Annotated in this window: 28 protein-coding genes and 1 riboswitch; of the genes, 19 read left to right on the top strand and 9 right to left on the bottom strand. The window is 39.9% G+C overall.

Features of this window, described 5'->3' with window-relative positions:
• The first annotated feature begins 257 nt into the window (after window positions 1-257).
• The 3 genes from OK414_RS20010 (at window position 258) to OK414_RS20000 (ending at window position 3556) form a co-directional block, all read left to right on the top strand.
• Window positions 258-1652, top strand: a complete 1395-nt coding sequence (locus OK414_RS20010; RefSeq protein ID WP_013084495.1) for an amino acid permease — start codon at window positions 258-260, stop codon at window positions 1650-1652.
• Window positions 1653-1692: 40 nt separating this feature from the next.
• Window positions 1693-3081, top strand: a complete 1389-nt coding sequence (locus tag OK414_RS20005) for an amino acid permease (RefSeq protein WP_095378595.1) — start codon at window positions 1693-1695, stop codon at window positions 3079-3081.
• Between the two features lie 361 nt (window positions 3082-3442).
• Window positions 3443-3556, top strand: a complete 114-nt coding sequence (locus tag OK414_RS20000) for a YjcZ family sporulation protein (protein ID WP_013058504.1) — start codon at window positions 3443-3445, stop codon at window positions 3554-3556.
• Window positions 3557-3596: 40 nt separating this feature from the next.
• Here the strand turns inward: OK414_RS20000 and OK414_RS19995 are convergent, their stop codons facing one another.
• Window positions 3597-4271 carry a hypothetical protein gene (locus OK414_RS19995; protein ID WP_205661811.1) on the bottom strand — a complete coding sequence of 225 codons (675 nt, stop codon included), beginning with the start codon at window positions 4269-4271 and terminating at the stop codon, window positions 3597-3599.
• A gap of 97 nt (window positions 4272-4368) precedes the next feature.
• Here OK414_RS19995 and OK414_RS19990 point away from each other — a divergent pair, with 97 nt between their 5' ends.
• The 4 genes from OK414_RS19990 (at window position 4369) to sigH (ending at window position 6725) form a co-directional block, all read left to right on the top strand.
• The gene (locus tag OK414_RS19990) at window positions 4369-4929 is read left to right on the top strand and encodes a histidine phosphatase family protein (protein ID WP_016765131.1); all 561 of its coding nucleotides are present in this window, start codon (window positions 4369-4371) and stop codon (window positions 4927-4929) included.
• A gap of 327 nt (window positions 4930-5256) precedes the next feature.
• On the top strand, window positions 5257-5457 hold the full coding sequence (locus OK414_RS19985) for a cold-shock protein (protein WP_013058502.1): 201 nt from the start codon (window positions 5257-5259) through the stop codon (window positions 5455-5457).
• 77 nt (window positions 5458-5534) lie between these two features.
• Complete coding sequence (locus OK414_RS19980; protein ID WP_162837669.1) at window positions 5535-5690, top strand: DUF3934 family protein; 156 nt, start codon at window positions 5535-5537, stop codon at window positions 5688-5690.
• A gap of 384 nt (window positions 5691-6074) precedes the next feature.
• Window positions 6075-6725 (top strand): RNA polymerase sporulation sigma factor SigH, encoded by a 651-nt coding sequence (sigH, locus tag OK414_RS19975; RefSeq protein WP_013058500.1) that lies wholly within the window; start codon window positions 6075-6077, stop codon window positions 6723-6725.
• Window positions 6726-6746: 21 nt separating this feature from the next.
• Here the strand turns inward: sigH and OK414_RS19970 are convergent, their stop codons facing one another.
• On the bottom strand, window positions 6747-7175 hold the full coding sequence (locus tag OK414_RS19970; protein WP_034649688.1) for a hypothetical protein: 429 nt from the start codon (window positions 7173-7175) through the stop codon (window positions 6747-6749).
• A 253-nt stretch (window positions 7176-7428) separates the two neighbouring features.
• Here OK414_RS19970 and OK414_RS19965 point away from each other — a divergent pair, with 253 nt between their 5' ends.
• From OK414_RS19965 to OK414_RS19955, 3 genes are all read left to right on the top strand, one after another.
• Complete coding sequence (locus OK414_RS19965; RefSeq protein WP_034649691.1) at window positions 7429-7881, top strand: MarR family winged helix-turn-helix transcriptional regulator; 453 nt, start codon at window positions 7429-7431, stop codon at window positions 7879-7881.
• Window positions 7850-9049 (top strand): MFS transporter, encoded by a 1200-nt coding sequence (locus OK414_RS19960; protein ID WP_034649694.1) that lies wholly within the window; start codon window positions 7850-7852, stop codon window positions 9047-9049. The genes OK414_RS19965 and OK414_RS19960 overlap by 32 nt, the downstream gene beginning before the upstream one ends.
• A 179-nt stretch (window positions 9050-9228) precedes the next feature.
• Window positions 9229-10479: a C40 family peptidase gene (locus OK414_RS19955; RefSeq protein ID WP_205661810.1), complete on the top strand. Its 1251-nt coding sequence runs from the start codon at window positions 9229-9231 to the stop codon at window positions 10477-10479.
• A gap of 38 nt (window positions 10480-10517) precedes the next feature.
• On the opposite strand, the gene OK414_RS19950 is transcribed toward OK414_RS19955, so the two are convergent.
• Window positions 10518-11057: a DUF2199 domain-containing protein gene (locus OK414_RS19950; protein ID WP_263044972.1), complete on the bottom strand. Its 540-nt coding sequence runs from the start codon at window positions 11055-11057 to the stop codon at window positions 10518-10520.
• Between the two features lie 152 nt (window positions 11058-11209).
• On the opposite strand from OK414_RS19950, the gene OK414_RS19945 reads away from it, so the two are divergent.
• The 3 genes from OK414_RS19945 to OK414_RS19935 all read left to right on the top strand — a co-directional run bounded on the left by OK414_RS19945 (window position 11210) and on the right by OK414_RS19935 (window position 13275).
• Window positions 11210-11875 carry a sigma-70 family RNA polymerase sigma factor gene (locus OK414_RS19945; protein WP_263044971.1) on the top strand — a complete coding sequence of 222 codons (666 nt, stop codon included), beginning with the start codon at window positions 11210-11212 and terminating at the stop codon, window positions 11873-11875.
• A gap of 29 nt (window positions 11876-11904) precedes the next feature.
• Window positions 11905-12486 carry an ATP-dependent Clp endopeptidase proteolytic subunit ClpP gene (gene clpP, locus OK414_RS19940; RefSeq protein WP_013084484.1) on the top strand — a complete coding sequence of 194 codons (582 nt, stop codon included), beginning with the start codon at window positions 11905-11907 and terminating at the stop codon, window positions 12484-12486.
• 144 nt (window positions 12487-12630) lie between these two features.
• Complete coding sequence (locus OK414_RS19935) at window positions 12631-13275, top strand: Bax inhibitor-1 family protein (protein WP_263044970.1); 645 nt, start codon at window positions 12631-12633, stop codon at window positions 13273-13275.
• 40 nt (window positions 13276-13315) lie between these two features.
• On the opposite strand, the gene OK414_RS19930 is transcribed toward OK414_RS19935, so the two are convergent.
• Entirely contained in the window at window positions 13316-13558 is a 243-nt protein-coding gene (locus OK414_RS19930; protein WP_216874547.1) for a hypothetical protein, read from the bottom strand.
• Window positions 13559-13709: 151 nt separating this feature from the next.
• Between OK414_RS19930 and OK414_RS19925 the strand changes: the two genes are divergently transcribed.
• Window positions 13710-14393 (top strand): hypothetical protein, encoded by a 684-nt coding sequence (locus tag OK414_RS19925; RefSeq protein WP_211186124.1) that lies wholly within the window; start codon window positions 13710-13712, stop codon window positions 14391-14393.
• Window positions 14394-14498: 105 nt separating this feature from the next.
• On the opposite strand, the gene OK414_RS19920 is transcribed toward OK414_RS19925, so the two are convergent.
• The 3 genes from OK414_RS19920 to OK414_RS19910 form a co-directional block, all read right to left on the bottom strand.
• Entirely contained in the window at window positions 14499-14660 is a 162-nt protein-coding gene (locus tag OK414_RS19920) for a hypothetical protein (RefSeq protein WP_016765121.1), read from the bottom strand.
• 67 nt (window positions 14661-14727) lie between these two features.
• On the bottom strand, window positions 14728-16044 hold the full coding sequence (locus tag OK414_RS19915) for a CitMHS family transporter (RefSeq protein WP_263044969.1): 1317 nt from the start codon (window positions 16042-16044) through the stop codon (window positions 14728-14730).
• Window positions 16045-16340: 296 nt separating this feature from the next.
• Window positions 16341-17201, bottom strand: a complete 861-nt coding sequence (locus OK414_RS19910) for a LysR family transcriptional regulator (RefSeq protein WP_136789701.1) — start codon at window positions 17199-17201, stop codon at window positions 16341-16343.
• 184 nt (window positions 17202-17385) lie between these two features.
• Here OK414_RS19910 and OK414_RS19905 point away from each other — a divergent pair, with 184 nt between their 5' ends.
• The 3 genes from OK414_RS19905 (at window position 17386) to OK414_RS19895 (ending at window position 20112) form a co-directional block, all read left to right on the top strand.
• Complete coding sequence (locus OK414_RS19905; RefSeq protein ID WP_263045150.1) at window positions 17386-18513, top strand: 2-methylaconitate cis-trans isomerase PrpF family protein; 1128 nt, start codon at window positions 17386-17388, stop codon at window positions 18511-18513.
• A 94-nt stretch (window positions 18514-18607) separates the two neighbouring features.
• Complete coding sequence (locus OK414_RS19900) at window positions 18608-19273, top strand: cyclase family protein (protein WP_263044968.1); 666 nt, start codon at window positions 18608-18610, stop codon at window positions 19271-19273.
• Window positions 19270-20112: a GNAT family N-acetyltransferase gene (locus tag OK414_RS19895; protein WP_263044967.1), complete on the top strand. Its 843-nt coding sequence runs from the start codon at window positions 19270-19272 to the stop codon at window positions 20110-20112. The genes OK414_RS19900 and OK414_RS19895 overlap by 4 nt, the downstream gene beginning before the upstream one ends.
• A gap of 27 nt (window positions 20113-20139) precedes the next feature.
• Here OK414_RS19895 and OK414_RS19890 read toward each other — a convergent pair whose 3' ends face one another.
• Entirely contained in the window at window positions 20140-20724 is a 585-nt protein-coding gene (locus OK414_RS19890) for a YjgB family protein (protein WP_263044966.1), read from the bottom strand.
• A 403-nt stretch (window positions 20725-21127) separates the two neighbouring features.
• On the opposite strand from OK414_RS19890, the gene OK414_RS19885 reads away from it, so the two are divergent.
• Both OK414_RS19885 and OK414_RS19880 read left to right on the top strand, forming a co-directional pair.
• Window positions 21128-21496 carry a hypothetical protein gene (locus OK414_RS19885; RefSeq protein WP_263044965.1) on the top strand — a complete coding sequence of 123 codons (369 nt, stop codon included), beginning with the start codon at window positions 21128-21130 and terminating at the stop codon, window positions 21494-21496.
• A 144-nt stretch (window positions 21497-21640) separates the two neighbouring features.
• A riboswitch (SAM riboswitch) is annotated at window positions 21641-21747 on the top strand.
• A gap of 75 nt (window positions 21748-21822) precedes the next feature.
• Complete coding sequence (locus OK414_RS19880) at window positions 21823-22485, top strand: sulfite oxidase-like oxidoreductase (RefSeq protein ID WP_013084470.1); 663 nt, start codon at window positions 21823-21825, stop codon at window positions 22483-22485.
• Between the two features lie 33 nt (window positions 22486-22518).
• Here OK414_RS19880 and OK414_RS19875 read toward each other — a convergent pair whose 3' ends face one another.
• On the bottom strand, window positions 22519-23031 hold the full coding sequence (locus tag OK414_RS19875) for a molybdenum cofactor biosynthesis protein B (protein ID WP_263044964.1): 513 nt from the start codon (window positions 23029-23031) through the stop codon (window positions 22519-22521).
• Window positions 23032-23036: the final 5 nt, after the last annotated feature.

The raw sequence follows: 23036 nt of genomic DNA, 5'->3' as shown, positions 1-23036 counted from the left end.
ATTAAAATGATCTTCCTTTCAAAAAAACAATAGACAAAGTTGTTCAATATAAATTATCATATAATTCGAAAAGTAATTTTTGTCGAATGAAGCTATCTTTTTCGTCAAGTGAAGGCTTCATTTGAATGTACAGATAGAAGGAGGGTAGAAAAACAGCAGTTATTTGTCCATATTATTGTAAGGGCTTACATATTTAACGCGCGATGCGAAGAACGTGTAATTCTTTAAATGACGGTTCCTATAAGGAGGATTTTAACATGAGTCATCAACCGCCTGAGTTAAAAAAAGAATTAAAAATTCGACACATAACCATGATTTCTTTAGGAGGAATCATTGGTGCCGGTTTGTTCATTGGAAGTGGATCGCTCATTAACGCAGCGGGTCCTGGTTCCATTTTTTCGTACGCGTTTGCCGGTTTGCTGGTGATTTTAGTTATGCGAATGCTGGGGGAAATGTCTACGGCTAATCCTTCAAGCGGCTCGTTCGCCACATATGCCAGAGAAGCACTTGGGCCGTGGGCCGGCTACACAATCGGCTGGCTGTACTGGTTTTTCTGGGTAATTGTTATTGCAGTTGAAGCGATTGCGGGTTCAACGATTATTCAATATTGGTTTCCGTCTTTACCGTCTTGGGGCGTGAGTCTGATCCTGACGTTTTTACTAACGTTAACGAACTTATACTCTGTTAAATCATTTGGTGAATTTGAATACTGGTTTTCGCTTATTAAAGTAGTTAGTTTAGTGCTGTTTTTACTTTTAGGAGGAGCGATCATCCTCGGTTTAATACCGGGAGTAGAGTCTCCGGGAGCATCAAATCTTCTTCATAGAGGAGGATTTCTTCCAAATGGAATCAGCTCCGTCTTTTTAGGAGTGGCGATTGTCATGTTTTCTTTTATGGGGACAGAAATTGTCGCAACAGCCGCTGGAGAATCGGCTCAGCCTGAGCGAGCGATCACCATCGCAACAAATACCGTTATTTATCGTATTTTAATTTTTTATCTTGGGTCCATTTTAATCTTAGTGACTATTCTTCCGTGGGATTCTTCAAGCTTGATGAAAAGTCCGTTTGTTTCGATATTAGAGCTGGTAAACGTTCCGGCAGCGGCTCAAATTATGAACTTTATCGTACTGACTGCTGTTTTGTCTTGCTTAAATTCAGGTCTATACACGAGTTCTCGTATGCTTTACTCAATGGCGCAAAAAGGAGACGCGCCGCGCATGTTTTTGAAAGTGAATAAAAAAGGCATTCCGTTTAATGCCATTGTAGGATGTACCGTGATTTCTTACATCAGCGTTGGTTTTAACTATCTTTCACCTGATAAAATCTTTTTATTTTTAGTAAACGCATCGGGAGGCGTAGCGCTTCTTGTGTACCTTGTTATTGCTTTTTCACAGCTTCGCATGAGAAAGAAATACGAAAAAGAAAAGCCGGAAGCATTAAAAATCAGAATGTGGCTGTTTCCTTATTTAACGTATGGAACGATTGCGGCGATCACAAGTATCTTTATTGCGATGGCATTTATTGATTCACTTCGCACTCAGTTTTATCTCACGCTGCTGATTGCTGTATTTGTGGTATGTTCGTACTTCTTTACGAAAAAGAAAAAAGATGATAGTTCCCTATCAGGACAGGGGAATAAAAGAATTTCTTAATAGAAGAGAAAATCATCACGAGGGGCTAGGGGGAAGTAAATTGGCAAACAAAGAGTTAAAAAGAGGGCTTGAATCTCGTCATATCCAAATGATTGCTCTTGGAGGAACGATTGGGGTAGGGTTATTCATGGGTTCAGCAAGCACCATTAAATGGACGGGGCCATCCGTCCTGCTTGCGTATGCTATTTGCGGCGTTTTTATTTTCTTTATTATGCGTGCAATGGGGGAAATGCTTTACTTAGAGCCAAGTACGGGTTCGTTTGCGACATTCGGTCATAAATATATTCATCCGTTAGCTGGTTATATCACGGCTTGGAGCAACTGGTTTCAATGGGTGATTGTGGGCATGGCAGAGATTATTGCAGTCGGAGCTTATATGCAGTACTGGTTCCCGCATTTACCGGCGTGGGTTCCGGGAATTGTCGCCATGGTCATTCTTGGTGGGGCCAATTTAATTTCGGTGAAATCGTTTGGAGAGTTTGAATTTTGGTTTGCAATGATTAAAATTGTTACGATTGTTCTCATGATTATTGCCGGTCTTGGCCTTATTTTCTTCGGTCTTGGAAACGGCGGCGAAGCGCTTGGCCTGTCGAATTTGTGGGCAAACGGCGGTTTCTTTACAGGCGGATGGTCAGGCTTTTTCTTTGCCTTGTCGCTTGTTATTGCTGCTTATCAAGGAGTAGAGCTTATTGGAATTACAGCAGGAGAAGCAAAAGATCCTAAAAAAACGTTAACAAGTGCAATTCAAAGCTTAATTTGGCGTATTTTAATTTTTTATATTGGCGCCATCTTTGTGATTGTAACGGTGTATCCGTGGAACGAGCTGGATTCACTCGGCAGTCCGTTTGTTTCTACGTTTGCTAAAGTAGGAATTGCAGCAGCGGCGGGCATTATTAACTTTGTTGTCATCACAGCGGCAATGTCTGGGTGCAACAGCGGAATTTTCAGTGCGGGACGTATGCTTTACACGCTAGGTGTAAACGGTCAGGCTCCGGCCTTTTTTACAAAGGTTTCTCGAAACGGTGTGCCTATTTATAGTACCGTTGCGGTGATGATCGGCTTAGCGGCGGGCGTTGTCTTAAATTATATTGCACCGCCAAACGTTTTCGTGTACGTGTACAGTGCGAGCGTGCTTCCAGGGATGATTCCGTGGTTTGTAATTCTTATCAGTCAAATTCGTTTTCGAAAAGCAAAAGGAGCGGCGATGGACCAACATCCGTTTAAAATGCCTTTTGCTCCTGTGACGAACTACGTAACCATCGCGTTTTTACTTATGGTGCTTGTAGGCATGTGGTTTAATGATGAAACGCGCATATCGCTGATTGTAGGCATTATCTTTTTAGCTATTGTTGTGCTGAGCTACTATGTATTAGGTATCGGTAAGCGTACGGAAGTACGGTCTTCCGAAAGACGTAAGCTAGTGAAATAAATGATTTTGTAAGAGAGGCTGAAAAGCATTTTAGTTTAAGAAGAAGATCCGAACGATGAATGTAACGCGTTCGGATTTTTTATTGGAATGGTGAACGTAGGTTTCAGCTCATGCATCTTATTTGTTCGTCTTTAGATTGGATTGATTTAATCTCTTTTGAACAGAGGAGGAGAAGCGAAGTCAGCGCTTTTCTTAGGCCGTTTTCTTCTTTTATTGATGAGGTGCATGGCAAGAAGGAAAAAGAAAAAAGAAAAAACCAGAGTCAAAAGGGCGTGTTCAGGCATAAGATAATCCAACTCAAGCGAAATGCAAGCTGCATTTTTCTTGAGGAAAGAGTAACTAAAGAAAAGGAAGTGTTCGTATGTCTGGAAACGCTGGATATGGTCATGGATCTGGTTTTGCTTTATTAGTTGTATTATTTATTTTATTAGTGATCATCGGCTGCAGCTGCTACGGCGGAGGCTTTGGCTGGTAATTCACTCATTTAAAAAGCCCTATAAGGGCTTTTTCTATGCTTATAAATAACGCTTTTTCCCGTTTTGATAAATGTTTACATGAAAACCGTTTACTTCACTCATAAAGACTTTAGAAGGGAAATCTGCTGCTTTGACAGATGAAGTGATTTCGACAGTTTGATACGTCTTTGGTTCCAACGTAACAGTATGAAGCCTAGGCTTATTCATCATAAGTAAAAAAGGGGAATCTTCTTTAAAATAGGAGCGTTCATCCAGTGCTACTTCAAACGTAATAGGTTTTGAGCTGTGATTTTCAAATGAAAGGTCACAGGTGCCCGTTAATACGGTTTCTTTTTTATTTCTCTTGTATGTACAATTGCTGTTTTCCACATCGTAAGAAACGGCATACATACCTGGTAATACGGTCTTTTGCATCGCTTCAACCATATGACCAGGACCTGATATGACAATAAATGCAGCTAACATCGTTAGTTTTAAACGATGACGATTTAAACTTTTGTAAAGGGCAAAAAGACCAAGTAAAAGTATGATTCCCCACGCATTGCTAGCATATTGAATTCCCGTCCTTGTTTCTTCATCTCCATAGAGGGGAAGACCTAAAAAAGAAAAGACAGAATGACTGAGCGGCGTTGAGTTAGGAAAAGGGATGTTTAAAATAAAAACAGCTAGTAAAAAGGTGAGTCCTTTTATTAAAAGTGATCGTTCACGAATCATGTGGTTCCTCCTTAGCTATAAATCACGTATCATTATATACTATTATTATCTTATTTTGTAATTAATGGCTATTTTTCTGTGCGTGGAGGGAAGATGAATGAAAACTTTGTTATTAGTTAGGCATTGTGAAGCAGAAGGGCAAGAAGCAAAAGCATCATTGACGGAACAAGGCATACAGCAGGCCCAGCAGTTAATAGGTTATTTGAACAAGCTGAGTTATCCCATTGATAAAATTATTTCAAGTCCGTACAAACGAGCCGTTCAAACAATTGAACCTTATGCAAAAGATACTGGTCTCCCTCTTCATATAGATACAAGGCTAGAAGAAAGGCGTTTAAGCGGACAGCCTCTTTTCAACTGGATAGAAGTATTGAAAAGAACTTTTGATGACATAGACTTCAAGGTAGACGGAGGAGAATCGACGAAAGAAGCCACGGTACGTGCTTTAGAGCTGTTTAAAGAAGTAATGAATGAAAAACAGAAAACGACTCTGTTTGTTACGCACGGCAATATGATGACATTAATCCTCAGATATTTTGATCCGAAGTTTGGGTTTAATGAATGGTCGCGTTTAACAAATCCAGATATATATCAAATCGATCTCGAAAAGAAGAACGTTTCCATTACAAGGCTTTGGAATGAGCAGAAAACAAATTGATGAAATAAAAGATTTTTTGTGCATTTGTGCAGAAGATAAGTTTAGCTCAATATAAAAACCTTCTGCCGCATCACAATTCAGAAATGTTGGTAGCCTCAAAGCTGCCCTGTAGGCTCTTAGCAGATACATAATTAGGATAAAGCCTGTCTTAGAACAGAAACTTGCTATTTCTAAATTGATATGTTACACTAAGGTTAATTATTTTTGTTCGGTATGAAATTGAAAGAAGAGAAATATTCTTCAATAGAAATTTTTGTCTGGAAATAGTACGATTGAGCAAGGGTAGTAATATATGCGTGGATTAATTCCACCACTGGAGGAAATAGTATGACTGAAGGTACAGTAAAATGGTTTAATGCAGAAAAAGGTTTCGGTTTCATCGAAATTGAAGGCGGAGAAGATGTATTCGTACATTTCAGCGCAATTCAAGGCGACGGATTCAAATCTTTAGACGAAGGTCAAAAAGTGACTTTCGACATCGAGCAAGGTCAACGCGGTGCACAAGCTGCTAACGTTGTAAAAGCATAATTTTATGCAATCCAAAAAAGACTCCGACTTTGGACGGGGTCTTTTTTTATTGTAACAAACACGCAGGTAACGGAGGAATACGTATGAGTAAAGCAAAAGGTAAAGGCGGCACAGGGCGAGGCACCGGTAAAAAAGGGTGGAACCGCTGGCAGGCGAGTGCAAAAAAGAAGAAAAATGCAAAGCCTTATAAAAGCAAGGGAACAAAAAATGCTGATAAGCCGGAAGGCAACTAATCCTATATGCGCAGTATAATCTGCAATTTCGACTTACTCTGCTTGAGTAAGTTTATTTAATATGGAATTATTTTTTTATTGCTTTTTTGACAGATTGCTGTCACTATATGAAATAATAAAGTGATTTGTGTGAATTTTCTATAAAAATTGATTTTTTTTGCAAACACTTTCATATTTCGACAACCTTTTTGATTTTTATCGGTTATACTTCTTTATAATAGATTATAGAAAGATGCAGGGGAGCATAAAGTGAGAGAGAAAAGCGACAGTTTACCTGTACGCTTTTTACGTTTCTGGACCGTATTGCAGTAGCGTCGTAACAAGTAGATCATGCATCAGTTTAGAACACATCAAAACTCAACTAAGTGTAACGGGGGGATATGAGTGAGCGTAGGCATCGTAATTGAAAAAGTTCAAAATTATGCTATGTTAGAAGATCATGTTTTGGTTGAAATGGTTCACAGCGGAGATGAAAAATCATTGGAGTATTTAATCAACAAGTATCAAAATCTTGTGAGGGGTAAAGCAAGAAAATACTTTTTGATTGGTGCTGAAAAAGAAGATATTGTCCAAGAAGGAATGATTGGACTGTACAAAGCAATTCGCGACTTTAATGAAGACAAGCTAACATCTTTTAAAGGGTTTGCGGAGTTATGTATCACAAGACAAATCATTACGGCAATTAAAACGGCTACTCGTCAAAAGCACGGTCCGTTAAATTCGTACATTTCATTGGACAAGCCTCTGTATGATGAAGAATCAAATTATACGCTGATGGATATGATTCCTGGCGATCAAATTGCTAATCCGGAAGCGGTGCTGATTCATCAAGAAAAAGTGGAAGACCGCGAGTTGAAAATTGCGGAAACACTTAGTGAATTGGAAAGAAAAGCATTGACGCTGTATATGGACGGCCATTCATACGCTGAAATTTCGAAAGAATTAAATACGCACGTCAAGTCAATTGACAACGCGCTGCAGCGTATCAAAAGAAAGTTAGGTCGAGACGTAGAAAGCAGACAAGCTATTTCATAATAGGTAAAAAACAGCCGGGCCTCAAAGGGGTTTCGGCTCTTTTTCACGGTCTTTTAAAATGTCTTGAATAATTTCAATATGAACAGAAGCCCACGATTGTTCACGGAAATGAAGAAACACGCTTGGAATGAGCATAAAAACGTACAGCACCACAAAAATAATCCAAAGCCAGCTGCCGTCTTTAAATAAAAATTGCTGCAGCCGCTGCGAAAATAAAAAAAAGAGCCAAGGCAAAGCAGAAACAAGGATGGGAATGACGCCGGAGCCGTTTTTTTCTTTGGTCATTCGGTAATACACTTTTCGCAAAGTAGCGCTTTCGAGCGTAAGGTAAAGCTGCCGGATTTCTTCCATTTCCGCTAATTCATCAATTTCTTCTGCGTTTTGGTTTTGATGAGCTGCTTTTTTCAGTTTAAGGTAGACTTTATGAGCATCGCCGCGCAGTGAAAACATATACCAGCCTCCCGCATATTGTTTCGTCTTCTTTAACAGAGTTTGCAGGTGCATGTAAATATATACAAAAAGTTTCGTGATACAAAAGAATAAGAAAACAGAAGTGAAAGCGTAAATCATTAGTAGAAAGTAAGAGAAAACAGCTGATTTTCGCCCTTTTTTGCCACCTTTACACATCAAGGAGCAGCACATATACTAATAAAAGAACAATTAGTTACCTAGGTAAATAAAATGAAAGGTGAGGTAGGGAAAAGTGAATAACTTGGTGTTTCATGAGCTTCATCAAAAGTCGAGATTGTCTATTAAAGAAGTAAATGAAGTGTTAAAAGCGTACGGGCTATACAGCTCACAGTATTCAATATTATTTTGTTTAAAGCGATTCGGCTCGATGACGCAAACGGAGATTTGGCAGTATTTAAATGTCGAAGCGCCAACGGTTACCCGCACGTTAACAAGGCTTGAAAAAAGCGGATGGATCGTTCGAAAAGCAGGCAGTGATAAACGAGAGCGCATCGTTTATTTATCTCCTCAAGCGAAGAAAAAGCTTCCGGAAATTCAGCAAGAAATTGAACGTTTAGAAGAAAATTTGCTGATTGCTTTATCCGACAGCGAACAAGATCAGCTTATCTCGTTATTAAAGAAAATTTGTAAATCTACAGAAAAGGGTGAAATGAATGACAAACCAGCAGGAGCCAATCTGGACTAAAAGCTTTATCAGCATTGCGATTACCAACTTTTTTATTTTTGTCGTGTTTTATGCATTGCTAACGCTGCTGCCGATTTATGTATTAGACGCCTTAGAAGGCACGAGTACGCAGGCAGGGCTTGTTGTTACCATCTTTTTATTATCTGCGATTATTGTTAGACCATTTTCAGGGAAAGTCATTGAAAACATTGGAAAGAAAAAAACGCTTGTATTTAGTACCCTCATTTTTGCGCTTTCTTCCTTCTTATATATGTTCATCCACGATTTTAACGTGCTTTTATTACTGCGCTTCTTTCAAGGGATTTCATTCAGCTTAGCAACAACTGTCACCGGAGCGATTGCAGCGGATTTAGTTCCCGCTAAACGACGAGGAGAAGGGCTTGGCTACTTCGGAATGTCAATGAACTTAGCCGTTGTTGCAGGGCCATTTTTAGCCCTAACGCTTCATCAATACATGGCATACAATATTATTTTCCTTGTATTTGGCGTGATTATGCTCGTTGGCTGGCTGTGCGGAATGATGGTCAAAAATCTTCAAGAAAACGCTGCTCCGTCAGTGAAGAAATCATTTTCACTGAGCGATTTGTTTGAAAAGAAATCCATGCCGATTTCATCTGTAGGTATTCTCGTTTCTTTTTCGTATGCAAGCATTATTTCTTTTATTTCTGTGTACGCACAGTCGCTTGGATTGATTAAAACAGCAAGCTTTTTCTTTGTCGTATTCGCAGCTGCGATGCTGATCTCACGACCGTTTACAGGAAGATTATTTGATAAATCTGGCCCAAACATTGTGATTATTCCATCGTGTATTGTCTTTGCGATTGGTCTATTTAGTTTAAGCCTTACACATTCTTCTTGGATGCTGCTGTTTTCAGGTGCGTTAGTAGGTCTAGGCTACGGAACGCTGCTTCCTAGCTTCCAAACGCTTGCGATTCAAGCGGCGCCTGCTCACCGAAGCGCATATGCAACTGCTACATTCTTTACGTTTTATGATAGCGGTATTGCGGTTGGTTCATTTGTATTAGGAATTGCAGCAGGTGCTTTAGGATATTCAAAACTGTACTTTGCACTTGGTATTTTTGTTCTTTTGATTACACTTTACTACAAGTGGATTGCAAATTTACGTCAAAAACAAAAAGCAGCAAATATCCAGGTGGGCATGAAATAAAAAAGCTCGGCGTAATATGCGCCGAGTTTTTTTCTGGATTTTTTACAGGACTTTGGAAGGGAAGCATATTTAAGTCAAAAGGTACTAGCCAATTCCTATCCATCTGCACCATACTTTAACAGGGGAACCATTTACATATAAAACTTCTTGGATGAAATAAAAAACAAAGGAGAACAAATATGAAAGTAATGAAACCTCTTATGGTCACAGCGTTAGGGCTTAGTCTTGCCACTTTTTATGAAGGCGCTTTTCCTGCAGAAAAAGCTGTGCAAGTACAGGCTGCTACAGATGAAAACGTGATTGCTGACAAAGCAAAAACGTATGAAGGAGCGGATTATACGTCTGGAGGAGAGACGCTAAGCGAAGGGTTTGACAGCTCTGGCTTCGTTCAATATGTGTTTAAACAAGCGCTCGATACAAAGCTGCCTCGTTCCGTGAAAGAACAGTCAGAGCTTGGAACAGACGTCGATAAAAACGAGCTGCAAGCGGGCGATGTATTATTTTTTGACACCAATGAAAACGGTGAAGTGAACGTAGCCGCTATTTATATCGGAGACGATGAGATGATTTATGCATCTTCTTCAGACGGAAAAGTCGTGGTGAAAAACATTTCAAGCAGCGCCTATTGGTCATCACATTTTGCCAAAGCAAAGCGAATTACAGGAGCACCGGAAATTGCAAAAGATAATGAAGTTATTGCAGAAGCGCTAAAACATCTCGGCACACCATATGTATTTGGAGGCGAGTCGCCAACGGACGGTTTTGATTGTTCCGCATTTGTTGCATATGTATTTCAACACGCATCGGACGTCTACCTTCCGAGATCAACCGATCAGCAGTGGCAAGTTGGAGAAGAAGTTGCTCGCGCAGATTTAAAGGCAGGAGACGTTATCTTTTTTAAAGACACGTATCGTGAAGGGATTTCACACGTCGGTATCTACGCAGGCGGCAATCAGTTTATTCATGCCAAGCGCAGCGAAAATGTGACGATGGATTACCTGACAAGCAGCTACTGGACGTCTAAGTACGCAGGAGCAAGGCGCTACGATGACTTATCGCTATCAAAAGACAACCCATTTGTGACCGAATCTCTTAAATATGTAGGAGAAGTACCTTATGCACAAGGTGGGACAAGTCCTTCTACAGGCTTTGATACGGCTGGTTTTGTTCAATACATTTATAAAGAAGCAGCTGGAAAAGACATTCCGCGCTATGCGAGTCAGCAGTGGAATGCAGGAGAAACCATTTCACAATCTGACTTGAAGCCGGGAGATCTCGTCTTTTTTGAAGGAAGTTCACTTATTCCATCTATCTATATTGGAAATGACTATGTCGTTCACGTGTCCACATCTGAGGGCGTGAAAATTACAAACTATAAAGTAGACAGCTACTGGGCGCCTAAATACTACGGAGCCAAGCGCATGCCATAAAGGTAAAAACCAAGACAGTCTGGGGCTGTCTTGGTTTTTTAATAGGTAGTCAATTGTTTTTGTATGTCTTTGATTCGCTCTAGCGTTATCCCTTCCCGCTGCTCGACGGCTAAAGGGTGATCGGTTGGCTCTAACTCGATGAGCGGTCTTGTTCCAACAGATCGTGTATGCACATTTGTTTTTAAATTTAACGTTTCGGGATAGCCTGGAATTGAAACTGAAAACCAGCCGAAATAAGGCGGTTCCTTTTCTCTTTTGTCACTTTCCCATAAATCGATCATTCGGCGGAAATTTTCTTCGCTTAAAGAAACCCATATGTTCCAAGTGAAAAATTCTTCTTCATTAAAAACAGGAATTTCAACACAGCCTCTTACGAAAAAATGTTCTTGATTCATGATACAAATCTCTGAATATAGTTCAAAGTCGTTTTGTCTTTCATCGTCTGACGCGTCATAATAGTAAAAAGGAGCTTCACTTGTATAGCTCATAGGCAAAGCAGGCTGAGGGTGTTCACAGGTTAAGTCTTTATAGTGAAGTTTGTTCGTTTTCTTCTTGCCGTATAGTTTTCTTCTTCGCATATTATTTTACACTCCTCAGATAAAAGTATCTTCATTATAATACAAAAAAATAGCTGCTTAAGCGTATAATGTGTAAAAAAGTTTGATTCCCCGTATCTTTTGAACTTCCTTTAATCGTTTAGTAAATAGAGAGTGCAAAAGGAGTGAAAATCATGTCACATTCAAAAAAAATCGAAACACAAACAAAAAGCTTTGACGATGCATGCTGGAACGAGCATTACCCAAAATTGCAGCAGTACTGCCGCTTTTTAGCGCAAAATGCGTGGGACGGAGACGATATTGCCCAAGAAACGTTTTTAAAAGCTCAGCGATATAAAGGTGAAGAGCACAAGTTGTCTTCCGCGCTGTTAAATAAAATTGCGTATCACCACTGGATTGATCTGCTGAGAAAACGAAAGCGTGAAGTAATAGCCGCAGAAGAAGGTTTGGACCAACAAGACGGCAAGCGGGCGTTTGATATGAAAGGACACTCGGTCGAGCTGCTCCTTAGTCAGTTTACGCCAAAGCAAGCAGATATCTTTTTCTTAAAAGAAGGCTTTCGCTATCAGCTAAAAGAAATAGCGTTGATTTTACAAACGTCAGAAACAGCGGTAAAAAGCAATTTACATCGTGCTAAGCAGCGGTTAGAAAAAGACGGTGAGCCGTTTTCTACAGATTCTTTTTGGGATGAAAAAGAGCGTAATGAGCTGTCAGAACTGTTTTATAAAACGTTAGAAGCGCAGGACCCAGCACTTTTGATTCATGCTTTGCCTTCCTTAAAAAGCGTCATTCAAAAACCAACGTATACTCCGAAGTGCACTCTCTGCATGGCTGCATAGCCATATTACGTGTGATAAGGAGGATATATATGAGTACGATTCCATATGTAATTGAACAAAGCAACCGCGGTGAACGTTCGTATGATATTTATTCGAGGCTGTTAAAAGACCGAATTATTTTAATTGGTGATGAAATCAATGATCATATTGCCAACAGCGTGGTTGCGCAGCTGCTGTTTCTTGCGGCAGATGATCCTAAAAAAGATATTTCACTTTATATTAACAGCCCCGGAGGTTCCACTTCAGCAGGGTTTGCGATTTATGATACGATGCAGTATATCGAGCCGGATGTTCAAACGATTTGCACGGGCATGGCCGCTTCTTTTGGCGCACTGCTTCTCCTAGCAGGAGCAAAAGGAAAGCGCTATGCGCTTCCAAATAGTGAAGTTATGATTCATCAGCCGCTAGGAGGGGCTAGAGGGCAGGCGACTGAAATTGAAATTAGCGCCCGCCGAATTTTAAAATTGAAGCAGCATATTAATGAAATCATATCAACACGAACGGGACAGCCGGTTGAAAAAGTGGCAAACGATACGGAACGAGATTATTTTATGAGTGCTGAAGAAGCAAAGACTTATGGAATTATTGACGGTATTCTGTTGCCAAAATAAAGAGACACCAAGGAAGCATAGACGGCAGCGTCTATGCTTTCTTTCTATAGAAGTAAGAAAAAAGACCTTAGTATTATCTTTATTTTTCTTAAAAAGGTAGGTATTATATAAAATATAACAGATTTCAGAAAGAAGGTTTTACACATGCAAGAAGTGATTGGAGTAGAGCAGCGGTCTCTGTTTCAAAAAGTATTAGTAACATTTGTTTTTTCGTTATTTATTTCAACAGTTGGCTTATACGTAGGTCAATATGTGCCGCCGGCTTATTTTATTCCGTTAGCGATTGCTGAACTTGTGATGCTGGTTGCGGCATTTATGTTACGAAAGAAAAAAAGCGTAGGATACGGTTTTACATACGCGTTTTCATTTATATCAGGCATCACGCTGTTTCCGATTGTTAGCTACTATGCATCAGTAGCGGGGGCGCAAGTTGTGCTTTATGCGTTTGGAAGCACGTTCGTTATTTTTACTGTGATGGGTGTGATTGGGGCAAAAACGAAAAAAGATTTAGGGTTTTTAGGCAGCTTTTTATTAGTAGCGCTGTTAGCACTAGTCTGTATCAGCATTTTCTCGCTGTTTAGTCCCTTAACAACGCCTGGACTCATGGCATTCTCAGTGATTGGTACCATCGTTTTTTCACTTTACGTGCTGTATGATTTTAATAAAATGAAGCACGGTGAAATCACGGAAGAGCTTGTTCCACTGCTGGCACTATCTCTTTATTTAGACTTTATTAATCTATTCATCAACTTGCTTCGCTTTTTCGGTATTTTAGGAAGCGATGATTAATAAGAAAAACCTGTTCTCACAACAGGTTTTTTTCTTTTATTTATTCTCCGCCATCCCCATCTCCATCCTCGCTAACGTCATCCTCTGTTTTTTCATAGTTTGGTCCGGTAGCGTAAGGTTCTTTAAAAAACTTTTCAAGCCACATGGAACTTGTAGCGCCCGCGCCGTTTTTAGCGTGAATAAATTCCCTGATTGTATATATTTCAACAACTTGCTTTCGATATTTCCGAAATAAAAATGCGCTGGCAACAACGCCAATGCTGATGATTATATACATATTCATGAAATCCTCCTTATAAAAGGGTTAGTGTTATGTATGCCAGATAAGAAAAGGATACGCGAACCTAAAAGAAGTTCGTTTAGTGGTGCGAGCCTTTGAAAAAATGGTAGTATAGAGCAGGTACATAGAGAACGTAAATTTTTTGAAAGGATGCATGTTAGTGGTGAATTTTAAAGAGTTTTTTACTATTTCTTCGTATGAAGTAATGGAGCATATGAGTCGAAAAGAAAACGGAAAGAATATAGATGAATATGAAGTGATGTTGTATAACGAAAACGTCAGTCAAACAGAAAATGTGATGATTAAGTTTAAAAAGGTGAGCGATGAAATAGCAGTGGAAAAGGTCCAAACGCTCTCTTACTTTGATCAACAGAGTCCCAAACATCCCTGTAAGGTTTGCGGCAGTGAAGTGATGGTAAAAGAGAACAATAGCGAAGAACCAGAAGTTTACGTACATGATTGTTCATTTAACGGTGAGGAAATAGAGGATTGCTTAAGGGAACTAGTACAAAATGAACTTTTACAGGATAGATTTACTCAAGAAGAATTCGACCGGAACTATGGAGTTAACTACCGTGATGACGCTAACCAGCAATATAGCTTTTACGATGCCCAGCAAAGAGATACTTTTTACACCATCTTTAACGATAGTGTTTATCACACCTCTTACGCAGGACCACAAGAGCTCCGCTGCAAGTTTTGCGGGATGGATGAAGAGCTGCTCGTTGTAGACGGAGCTTTCTATCAAAAATGCGCTGTGCTAACTCCACATACAAATCAAATTATTGATATGATTGAAGCAAGGAAACAAAACGAACCAGACGTAACAAAACGTTGAGGAGAGAAAAGGGACCGAAATCTCAGAAGAACATAAAAAAGAAGCTTCCTTTTGAGCGAAAGGAAGCTTATCAAGTTTGTACCTATAGGGTTGAGTGGTGAATAATTAAATAGCTACCGGAATAACTGATGAATCATTAAAATAAACAACTTCTGAAAGAATGGTGCAGCCTTTCAGGTTTTTGAGCTGAGAAAGGGCTTCTTCTTTGCTATCAAACTCGTACATTCTCATTTCACCTTTTCTTACATAACACGTAATTACATACATTTTAGAAGTACCTCCACCTATCATTTATCAATTTATTAATAAAGAGCCATAACGGCTTTTATTCCTATTAAAATAGCGTAAGTGCCCCTGTGACAATAGCAAGGACAATTAGAACAAGAGATGTTAAAATGGCCCATTTAAATGCAAAGCGCTGATGTTCACCAAGATCAACACCTACCATACCTACAAGTAAGAAAGTAGACGCGACGAGTGGACTTAACATATGAACAGGTTGTCCGAGCACTGAAGCTCGCGCAATTTCCATCGGATCAATTCCGTAAGAAGCAGCTGTTTCAGCGAATATTGGTAAAACACCGAAGTAATAAGCGTCGTTACTCATCACGAATGTAAACGGCATGCTTGTTAAAGCAACGATTGTCGGTAAAAACGAACCGAGTGAATCAGGAACTAAATGAATTAACAGGCTTGCCATTTCGTCAACCATTTTAGTGCCGGATAGTATTCCTGTAAAAATACCGGCTGCAAAAACAAGGGCTGCAACAGTTAGTGCGTTGCCTGCATGAGCCATTAAACGTTCTTTTTGATCCTCAAGTTTTGGATAGTTAATCATAAGAGCAAGCGCAAAACCAATCATAAATAAAACAGAAACAGACCAAATGCCAGAAACCAATACGACCATGAGTGCAATGGTTAAAGCTAAGTTAATCCAGATTTTTTTAGGCTGTGTAATATCTTCTTGAGAAGTTAAAGATGCGTCTTCAGCAAACGCAAGCGAGCTTTTTAATTCAAACTGCTCGATGTCAATAGCACCAAGTCGTCTGCGCTCTTTTTTTCCAAGAATATAGCCTGTAAAGACAACCCACAAAGCTCCGCCAATTAACGTTGGAAGAAGTGGAATAAAGAACTCAGATGCATCGAGGTGAAGGGCGACAATCGCACGAGTAGCCGGGCCTCCCCAAGGCGTCATGCTGCTCATAATACTAAGAGAAAGCATCGCAACTGTCGTTAACACTAACGGACTCATATTCAGGCGTTTATAAAGTGGAAGAAGAGCAGAAACCGTAATCATATAAGTGGTTGTACCGTCTCCGTCTAGTGCAACTAAAAGCGATAGAAGAGCCGTTCCGATGACGATTTTAAGCGGATCGCCTTTTACGATTTTTAACAGCTGCTTAATTAATGGATCAAACAGTCCGGCATCAATCATAACCCCGAAATATAAGATGGCGAACAGCAGCATCGCAGCTGACGGAGCTACTTGTTTTAACCCTTCTAGCATCATGTCTCCGACGCCTTTGCCAAAACCTCCAATCACCGCAAAAAGAAGTGGAATGACCATTAAAGCTACGATAGGAGACATCCTTTTTGACATAATGAGATACGTAAAGACAATAATCATTGTAAAACCTAGTATTGCTAGCATTCAAACAACCTCCTTTATTTTCCCTCTTTTCTCTGAAAGCGTTTTCTTTTAGAGTAAAAAAACGTGACTAACATTTCTCATCCCCATGTATGAGTCGTAGTTTGATTATTAAGAATTTTTAAAGCCGCTCTTTACTCCCGCTGATGTTTCTTGTTTTCATGTTAGTACATTTTTAAAAATAAAGGAAATATAGGTTTTTTTAGAAAGTTCATAAAAAATTTTTATAATGGTAGTCTAGAAAAAAGCTTGGTCTAAAAGAGAGATTTTTCCAAGACGCAAACTTTTTAGCTTTGGCTTTATTTTTCACTTAGCTTTAAAAAGTCAATAAACGCTTTCACGACCGCTAGATTCAAATAAGAAGGATCATACATGAGCCACGTGTTTCGAAGCAAAGGTGATTCATCTCGGTATGAAAGTCCGTATGTATATAAGTTGTCGCTGGAGTGGAGGCAAATTTCAGGTAAAATCGCAAAGCCCAAATCATTTTTAACCATTTCTTTGGCTGTTTCTTGCCGGTCAACTTCCATTGCCACAAACGGAGGCTCTGAAAACTTGTCATGCCACCAGTCTTGAATGAGATCTTTTAGCGACGTATCGGTTTTATAGTTAATATAAGGCAGGTTCGGCAAGTCATCGATCGCAATTTCTTTTTTTGAAATTAAGCAAAGCCGCTCTTTTGTCAGCAGTGATTTTTCTCCGTTCCACGGGTAATTGCCTCGTAAAATACCAACATGAACACGCGAAGAGTCTAATAGATTCATAACTTGCGTACTCCAGCCTGTATTCACACTGAACTGCACGTTTGGATAGTGAAGAGAGAACTGCTTTAAAATTTTAGGAAGCTTATGCTGTGCAAAGTTACTCGATACCCCTAAGCGAAGCGTTCCCGTAACGGTTTCGCTCATATTACGCATGCTGTCTTTTGTTTCCTGCAGCTGCTTCCACATATTTTCCGCATAGCGAACAAGATGCTCACCTTCAGATGTAAACTCAATTCCTTTTTTCGTTTTGAAGAAAAGCGACACGCCAAATTCTTCTTCAAGATTTTTAAGGCGGTAGCTTAAAGAAGGCTGCGATACGTAGAGCCTTTCAGCCGTTCGCGTAATGTTCTTTTCTTCGTGAAGCGTTTTAATTAATATCCAATCTTTTTGATCCATCCCGATTCCCCCTTGTATTTAGATTATAAAAAAAATTTTAAAAAGACAATAAATTTTATGTATTTTACTTATGACCACCTCTATTATACGATAAATGGCAAATGAACCGGTTCTAAATAGTAAAAAAATAAAATGGTTTGATGAACGCCTCGGCGTTTGTTAGTAGGGGAGAAAGGTGATTAATATGACGCGCATTCCTGTAACGGTTATGAGAGGTGGAACGAGTAAAGGGGTTTTTATCAATCATGAAGAAATGCCTGTGAACAAATCCGATTGGGAACCGTTTTTGCTAGATATAATGGGAAGTCCGGACCAACGTCAAATTGATGGACTAGGCGGAGCTAATTCGCTGACAAGTAAAATCGCGATTATAAAAAAATCAGATTTAGAGAAAGCTGACGTAGATTACACGTTTGCGCAGGTCAGCATCAGCGAATCTCTCGTTGATTTTAAAGGAAACTGCGGCAATATCTCTTCAGCGGTCGGACCTTATGCAATCGAACAAGGACTTGTACAAGCTGTGGAACCGGTGACTAAAGTGCGGATCTATAATACAAATACCAAAAAAGTAATCGTAGCGGAAGTAGAAGTAGAAAACGGGAAAGTGAAAACAGAAGGATCCTGTATGATTCCTGGAGTGCCAGGCACGGGTTCACCCATTTATCTTTCGTTTGAAAACGGAGAAGGAGCCGTTACCGGAAAACTGCTTCCAACCGGGAACACTATCGATCTTCTGCAAACATCCATCGGGACGATAAAAGCATCAATTGTTGATGTAGGAAATCCGCTTGTATTTGTTAAAGCAGCGGATATTGGCCTAAAGGGAGCAGAACTTCCGCATGAATACACGGACAAACAGCTGAAGCTATTTGAAGAAATTCGCTCCATTGCAGCGGAAAAAGCGGGGCTTGCACCTCAAGACAAAGCAACTAAACTATCACCAGCGGTTCCAAAAATGACGATTATTTCTCCTCCTATGGACCATCGCGACGGGACTGGCAGAGAAAAAGCTGCTTCTCAAATGGACGTATTAATCCGCATGATGTCGATGCAAAAACCGCATCAAACGCTTGCGATTACAGGAGCAATTTGTACAACGGCGGCTATCTATACAAAAGGCACGCTTCCGTCAGAAATGGTTCAATTAAAAGGCGATACCGTTCGACTTGCTCATCCAATGGGAATTATGGAAACCAGCGTGGATTTAAAGAAGGGACAGGTTAACGGAATCAAAGTAGTGCGTACAGCCCGTCTTATTTTTGAAGGATTTGTTTATACAAAGCATACGTATGATGTATGTTTATCAAGTTAATAATGTTCTCTAAAAAAAGCTCTTTCTAGGAAACTAGGAAGAGCTTTTTTATGTTAGACTATTTTTACTGAATATTGAAAAAGTGGGTGAAGGTATGAAAAAAAGAACGTATATTGATCTAAGCCACATCATTGAAGACGGAGTTATCACACATAAAGGCTTGCCGGCACCGATCATTTGTGACTATTTAAGCCGAGAAGAGTCTAGAAAGCTGTATGAACCAGGCACTGAATTTCAAATCGGTAAAATTGAAATGGTCACGAATACCGGTACGTATATTGACGTGCCGTTTCACAGATACAAAGACGGAGCGGATTTAGCTCAAACGGCTATTGATAAAACAGCCGGGTTAGAAGGAATAGTCGTTTCAGTTGACCCGACTTTAAAAGCGATTGATGAATCTCATTTTCAACATGTAGATGTAAAAGGCAAAGCGGTATTAATTCATACGGGATGGGATCACTACTGGAATACAGCCGATTATTTAGAAAATCATCCATACTTAACAGAAAGCGCGGCAGCTTATTTAGTGTCTCAACAGCCCGCTCTTGTTGGAATTGATTCGATGAATATTGATGATACAAAAGGAAAAGCAAGACCAGCTCATACGCTGCTGTTAGGAGCGGACATTGTGATTGCTGAACACTTATGTCGCTTAGATCAACTAACCGAGTCCTTTTTATTTTACGCCGTGCCTCCTAAAATAAAAGGAGCCGGAACGTTTCCGGTAAGAGCATTTGCGGAGGTAGAAAGAAAATGATCCAATTACATAGATACAGCGAAGTACAGGAATTTAAAAACCAAGTAGAGCCGCTTTTATCAAAGAATGAAGTTCTTCATAACTTAGCGCTTGGCATTTTACACAGCTTACATGAAAACAGCAAACCAAATTTTATGGGTGTTATTTTAAAAGACAGCCGTGCTGCGCTTGTGTTGCTGCAAACCCATCCTCGGCAAGTCATACTGTCTCAAATACAGCAGCTAACGGAGGGTGAACTAAGCGAAGCGGCAGAGCTATTACAAGAAATCGACATACCGGGCTTAGTTGGAGAAAGGCAAACGGTTGTATATCTTTCTCAAAAACTAGCGGCGCTAAAAAATCAAGAAGCTTCTTTAAAAATGGATCAGCGTATTTACCGGTTAGACAAAGTAAAAAAAGCTGCGGAAGCTGAAGGAATGCTGGTAAAAGCAAAGTTGGAGCATCTTCCGCTCGTGACAGAATGGATTTGGGAGTTTATGGACGTCATTGGAGACCCTGTATCAAAAGAACAAGCTGTCAAAACAGGAGAAGCTTTTATTAAAGCAGAACGGCTATTTTTATGGGAAGTGAACGGTGAGTATGTCTCGATTGTCAATGCTACGCGTCCAACGGCCCATAACATTACGATTAATTTTGTATACACGCCTCAAAAAGAACGTAAAAAAGGCTATGCCTCAAGCTGTGTATCCACGCTTTCTCAGCTTATGCTAGACAGAGGTTTTCAAACGACAAGTCTATACACAGATATGACAAATCCTACGTCTAACAAGATTTACATGGAAATTCGCTATGAACACGTAGCCGATTCCGCATTAGTTTTACTTCATGAAAAAAAGTAGCAGGCTGTCTGCTACTTTTTCTATTACTTAAGGTTTTTTAACTAAATTAACGTGATTTAACGTTTTGCTATCATCAAAAATGAATTCAAGATCATAGGCGCCGGCATGATAGGTGTACTTCGTTTGAGTAGTACCATCACCTTTTACTTTGCCTGTAAAGTTCGGCTGACCTAATTCTTTCTTTAAGTTAGCTTGCGTGATGGAGCCTAGATTTGTTTGACGCTCTACATTTGTACCAAAATAGCGGATTTCGTTAATGACGTTATTTTGATCATAGCCAAATGCGTATCCAGGGTGACCCATTTCCGCATGATAGTAGTCAAAGTTGTTTGATGAACCTTCAGGCGGGGGACCGAACTGATCGCGAACGTCTTGACGCAGTGTTTTGCCAATTTTGAAGTCTACCGTTAAGCGTGGCACCTCACCTTTTACTGCGGCGTTGTAAATTTCATTAATGTTTTTTACAGCTGTTTGACTTTGACTGTTTGTTTCTTGAGATGTAGCTGCATGTGCTGGTGTATCAAGCTGAGCGACAGGAGCAAATCCAAACGCAGCAATTCCTGTAATCGTTGCAGCCGCCGCTGCTTTTGATATTCGTTGTTTCATTTTCATGATTTTTTCCTCCTATATATAACGATTTAGCAACCTCAGTCTACCTAAAAGAACAGGTAGGCCAGAATAGTCAAGGAGTCTTAGTTTAGTTGGTAACTGATATATATAATGTAACACGTCTTTTAGAATGTAAACGTCAGTTAAAGTGAAAAGCAAAAAACGATTCATTTATCATAGGCGAAAAGATTGGTTTCTGTTCCTTTATTAGGTAAAAAAACGTAATATAGAGAGGGTTCTAATGTTTTATAAAAAACTAGATAATAATTGTAAGTATGATACAAAAAATCAAGTATTTGTTAAATGTATATATTGCTGCTGTGTATCTAGGACTTGGCGTAAAAACAAGTTTAGGGAAATCTGTTGTATTAAATAGAAGAAAAAGAATGGTAAAGGAGAGAAAGTAGTGTCAAAACGATTTGTGCTCACCGTAGCGGCTGGAGGATGTATCATAATCTTCGGCGCGCTGCTGCTCTTAAATTGGGAAAGAGTGTTTGGAGATTATCGTCCCGTTCAAACAGCAACAGCTGTATTCAAGTTAGAAGTGGGAAGTCAAGGTGTAGCAAGGACTACAGATTCAGACGATGCTCTTCATTATATGGTGAAAAAAGGACATTTAGATGAATATATTCAACTGATGAATGAAAAGGGATACGTGTTAAAAGAAAAAGATATTGATCATAATCGACTTGTTTTTAACGATGGACAAGAGGATGAGCAAATTTACTACAAGCGCTTTGCCAGGAAGTATACGATGATTGATGGAGAAGGGTAAAGGATTTACATGGTATTTTAGTAGACTAAAACCTTATAACCCTATCTGTTTTTAAAGTTTTTTGGCGGAAAAGAAAAATAATATTGACAATTATGACAAAAAGCTTAATACTGACTTTATTACATAAAACAAATACAATTTGTTTCCTTATCAAGAGAGGTGGAGGGACTGGCCCTGTGAAACCCGGCAACCGCTGTCTATGACAGAATGGTGCCAAATCCTTAAGAGTGTATCGCTCTTAGAGATAAGGAAGAAGCTGAAACAAAGCTCTTCCTTATTTATTTAAGGAAGGGCTTTTTATGTACAAAAAATAATGAGGTGATAATTTGAACAAAGCAGACCGTATTAAACGAATGAAAACACCGGAAATTGATCCAAAGTATGAAGGACGAGTGCCTCCGGGTCAGGTAGTAACGGAGCGCTTTCCGATTTTACATGAAGGCGACGTGCCGGAGTATAACTTAGAGGAGTGGACGCTTCGAGTGTTTGGATTAGTAAACAAAGAAGTGACGCTTTCGTATCAAGATATATTGGACATGCCGCAAATAACGGTGAAATGTGATATTCACTGCGTAACGAGATGGACAAGGCTTGATAATGAATTTACGGGCGTGCTGTTTACAGACTTTTTAAAAGCAGTTGGCGTGGAGTTAAAAAGTAAATACATCATGCTGCATGGAGATAATGACTATACGTCAAACATTGAAGTAAAAGATTTACTGAGAGACGATATTCTTCTCGCTCATTCCTTTAACGGAGAGCCGCTTACAGCTAAGCACGGATATCCGCTGCGATTGGTTGTTCCGCATTTGTACTTTTGGAAAAGTGTTAAATGGCTTCGAGGCTTTGAAGCTATTGATGAAAATCATCCTGGCTTTTGGGAGCAAAACGGCTTTCATCTTAGAGGAGATCCGTTTAAAGAAGAGCGTTTTTCTGGAGAAGATTTAGGTATTCCAGAAGATGAGTGGGTACATAAAGACTATGATTAATGAAAATGCCTATGCGTGTGCATAGGCATTTTGTCAGCGCTGGCGGTTTAATTCCCACACAACATGGCGAAGTTCAGGCAAAATCAGCTTGGTCATCGCTAGACGAACCGCACCGCTTGATCCTGGTGTAGAAAAAACGGCTTTTTCGTTAATCGTCCCGGCAATTGCCCGGCTCATAATCGCAGCGCTGCCAATATCTTCGGTGTAGCTCAGCATGCGAAACAGCTCGCCAAACCCAACGATTTCTTTATGAATCAGCGCTTGAACGGCTTCAATGGTGACGTCTCGTTTTGTGATGCCCGTCCCGCCGTTTGTGAGAACAACGTCAATGTTCTCATCACTGCAGCCAGCAAGTATGGCTTGTTGAATCGACGTTTGGTCGTCTTTTACAATTTCATAGGAAGCGATCTGCATGTCGTGTTCTTTCAGAAGCTGGATTATTAGCGCGCCGCTTTTATCGGTTTCTTTCGTACGTGTGTCTGATACCGTAATGACTTTGCAGCGAACGGGCTGAGTTGCTTTAGATTTATGTTCGTGTACGCTCATTATGT

Origin of the sequence: Priestia sp. JV24, assembly GCF_025910025.1 — a bacterium.
Classification (GTDB): Bacteria; Bacillota; Bacilli; order Bacillales; family Bacillaceae_H; genus Priestia; species Priestia megaterium.
Note: the sequence above shows the minus strand (reverse complement) of the source record. Positions and strands in the feature narration are given on the sequence as shown.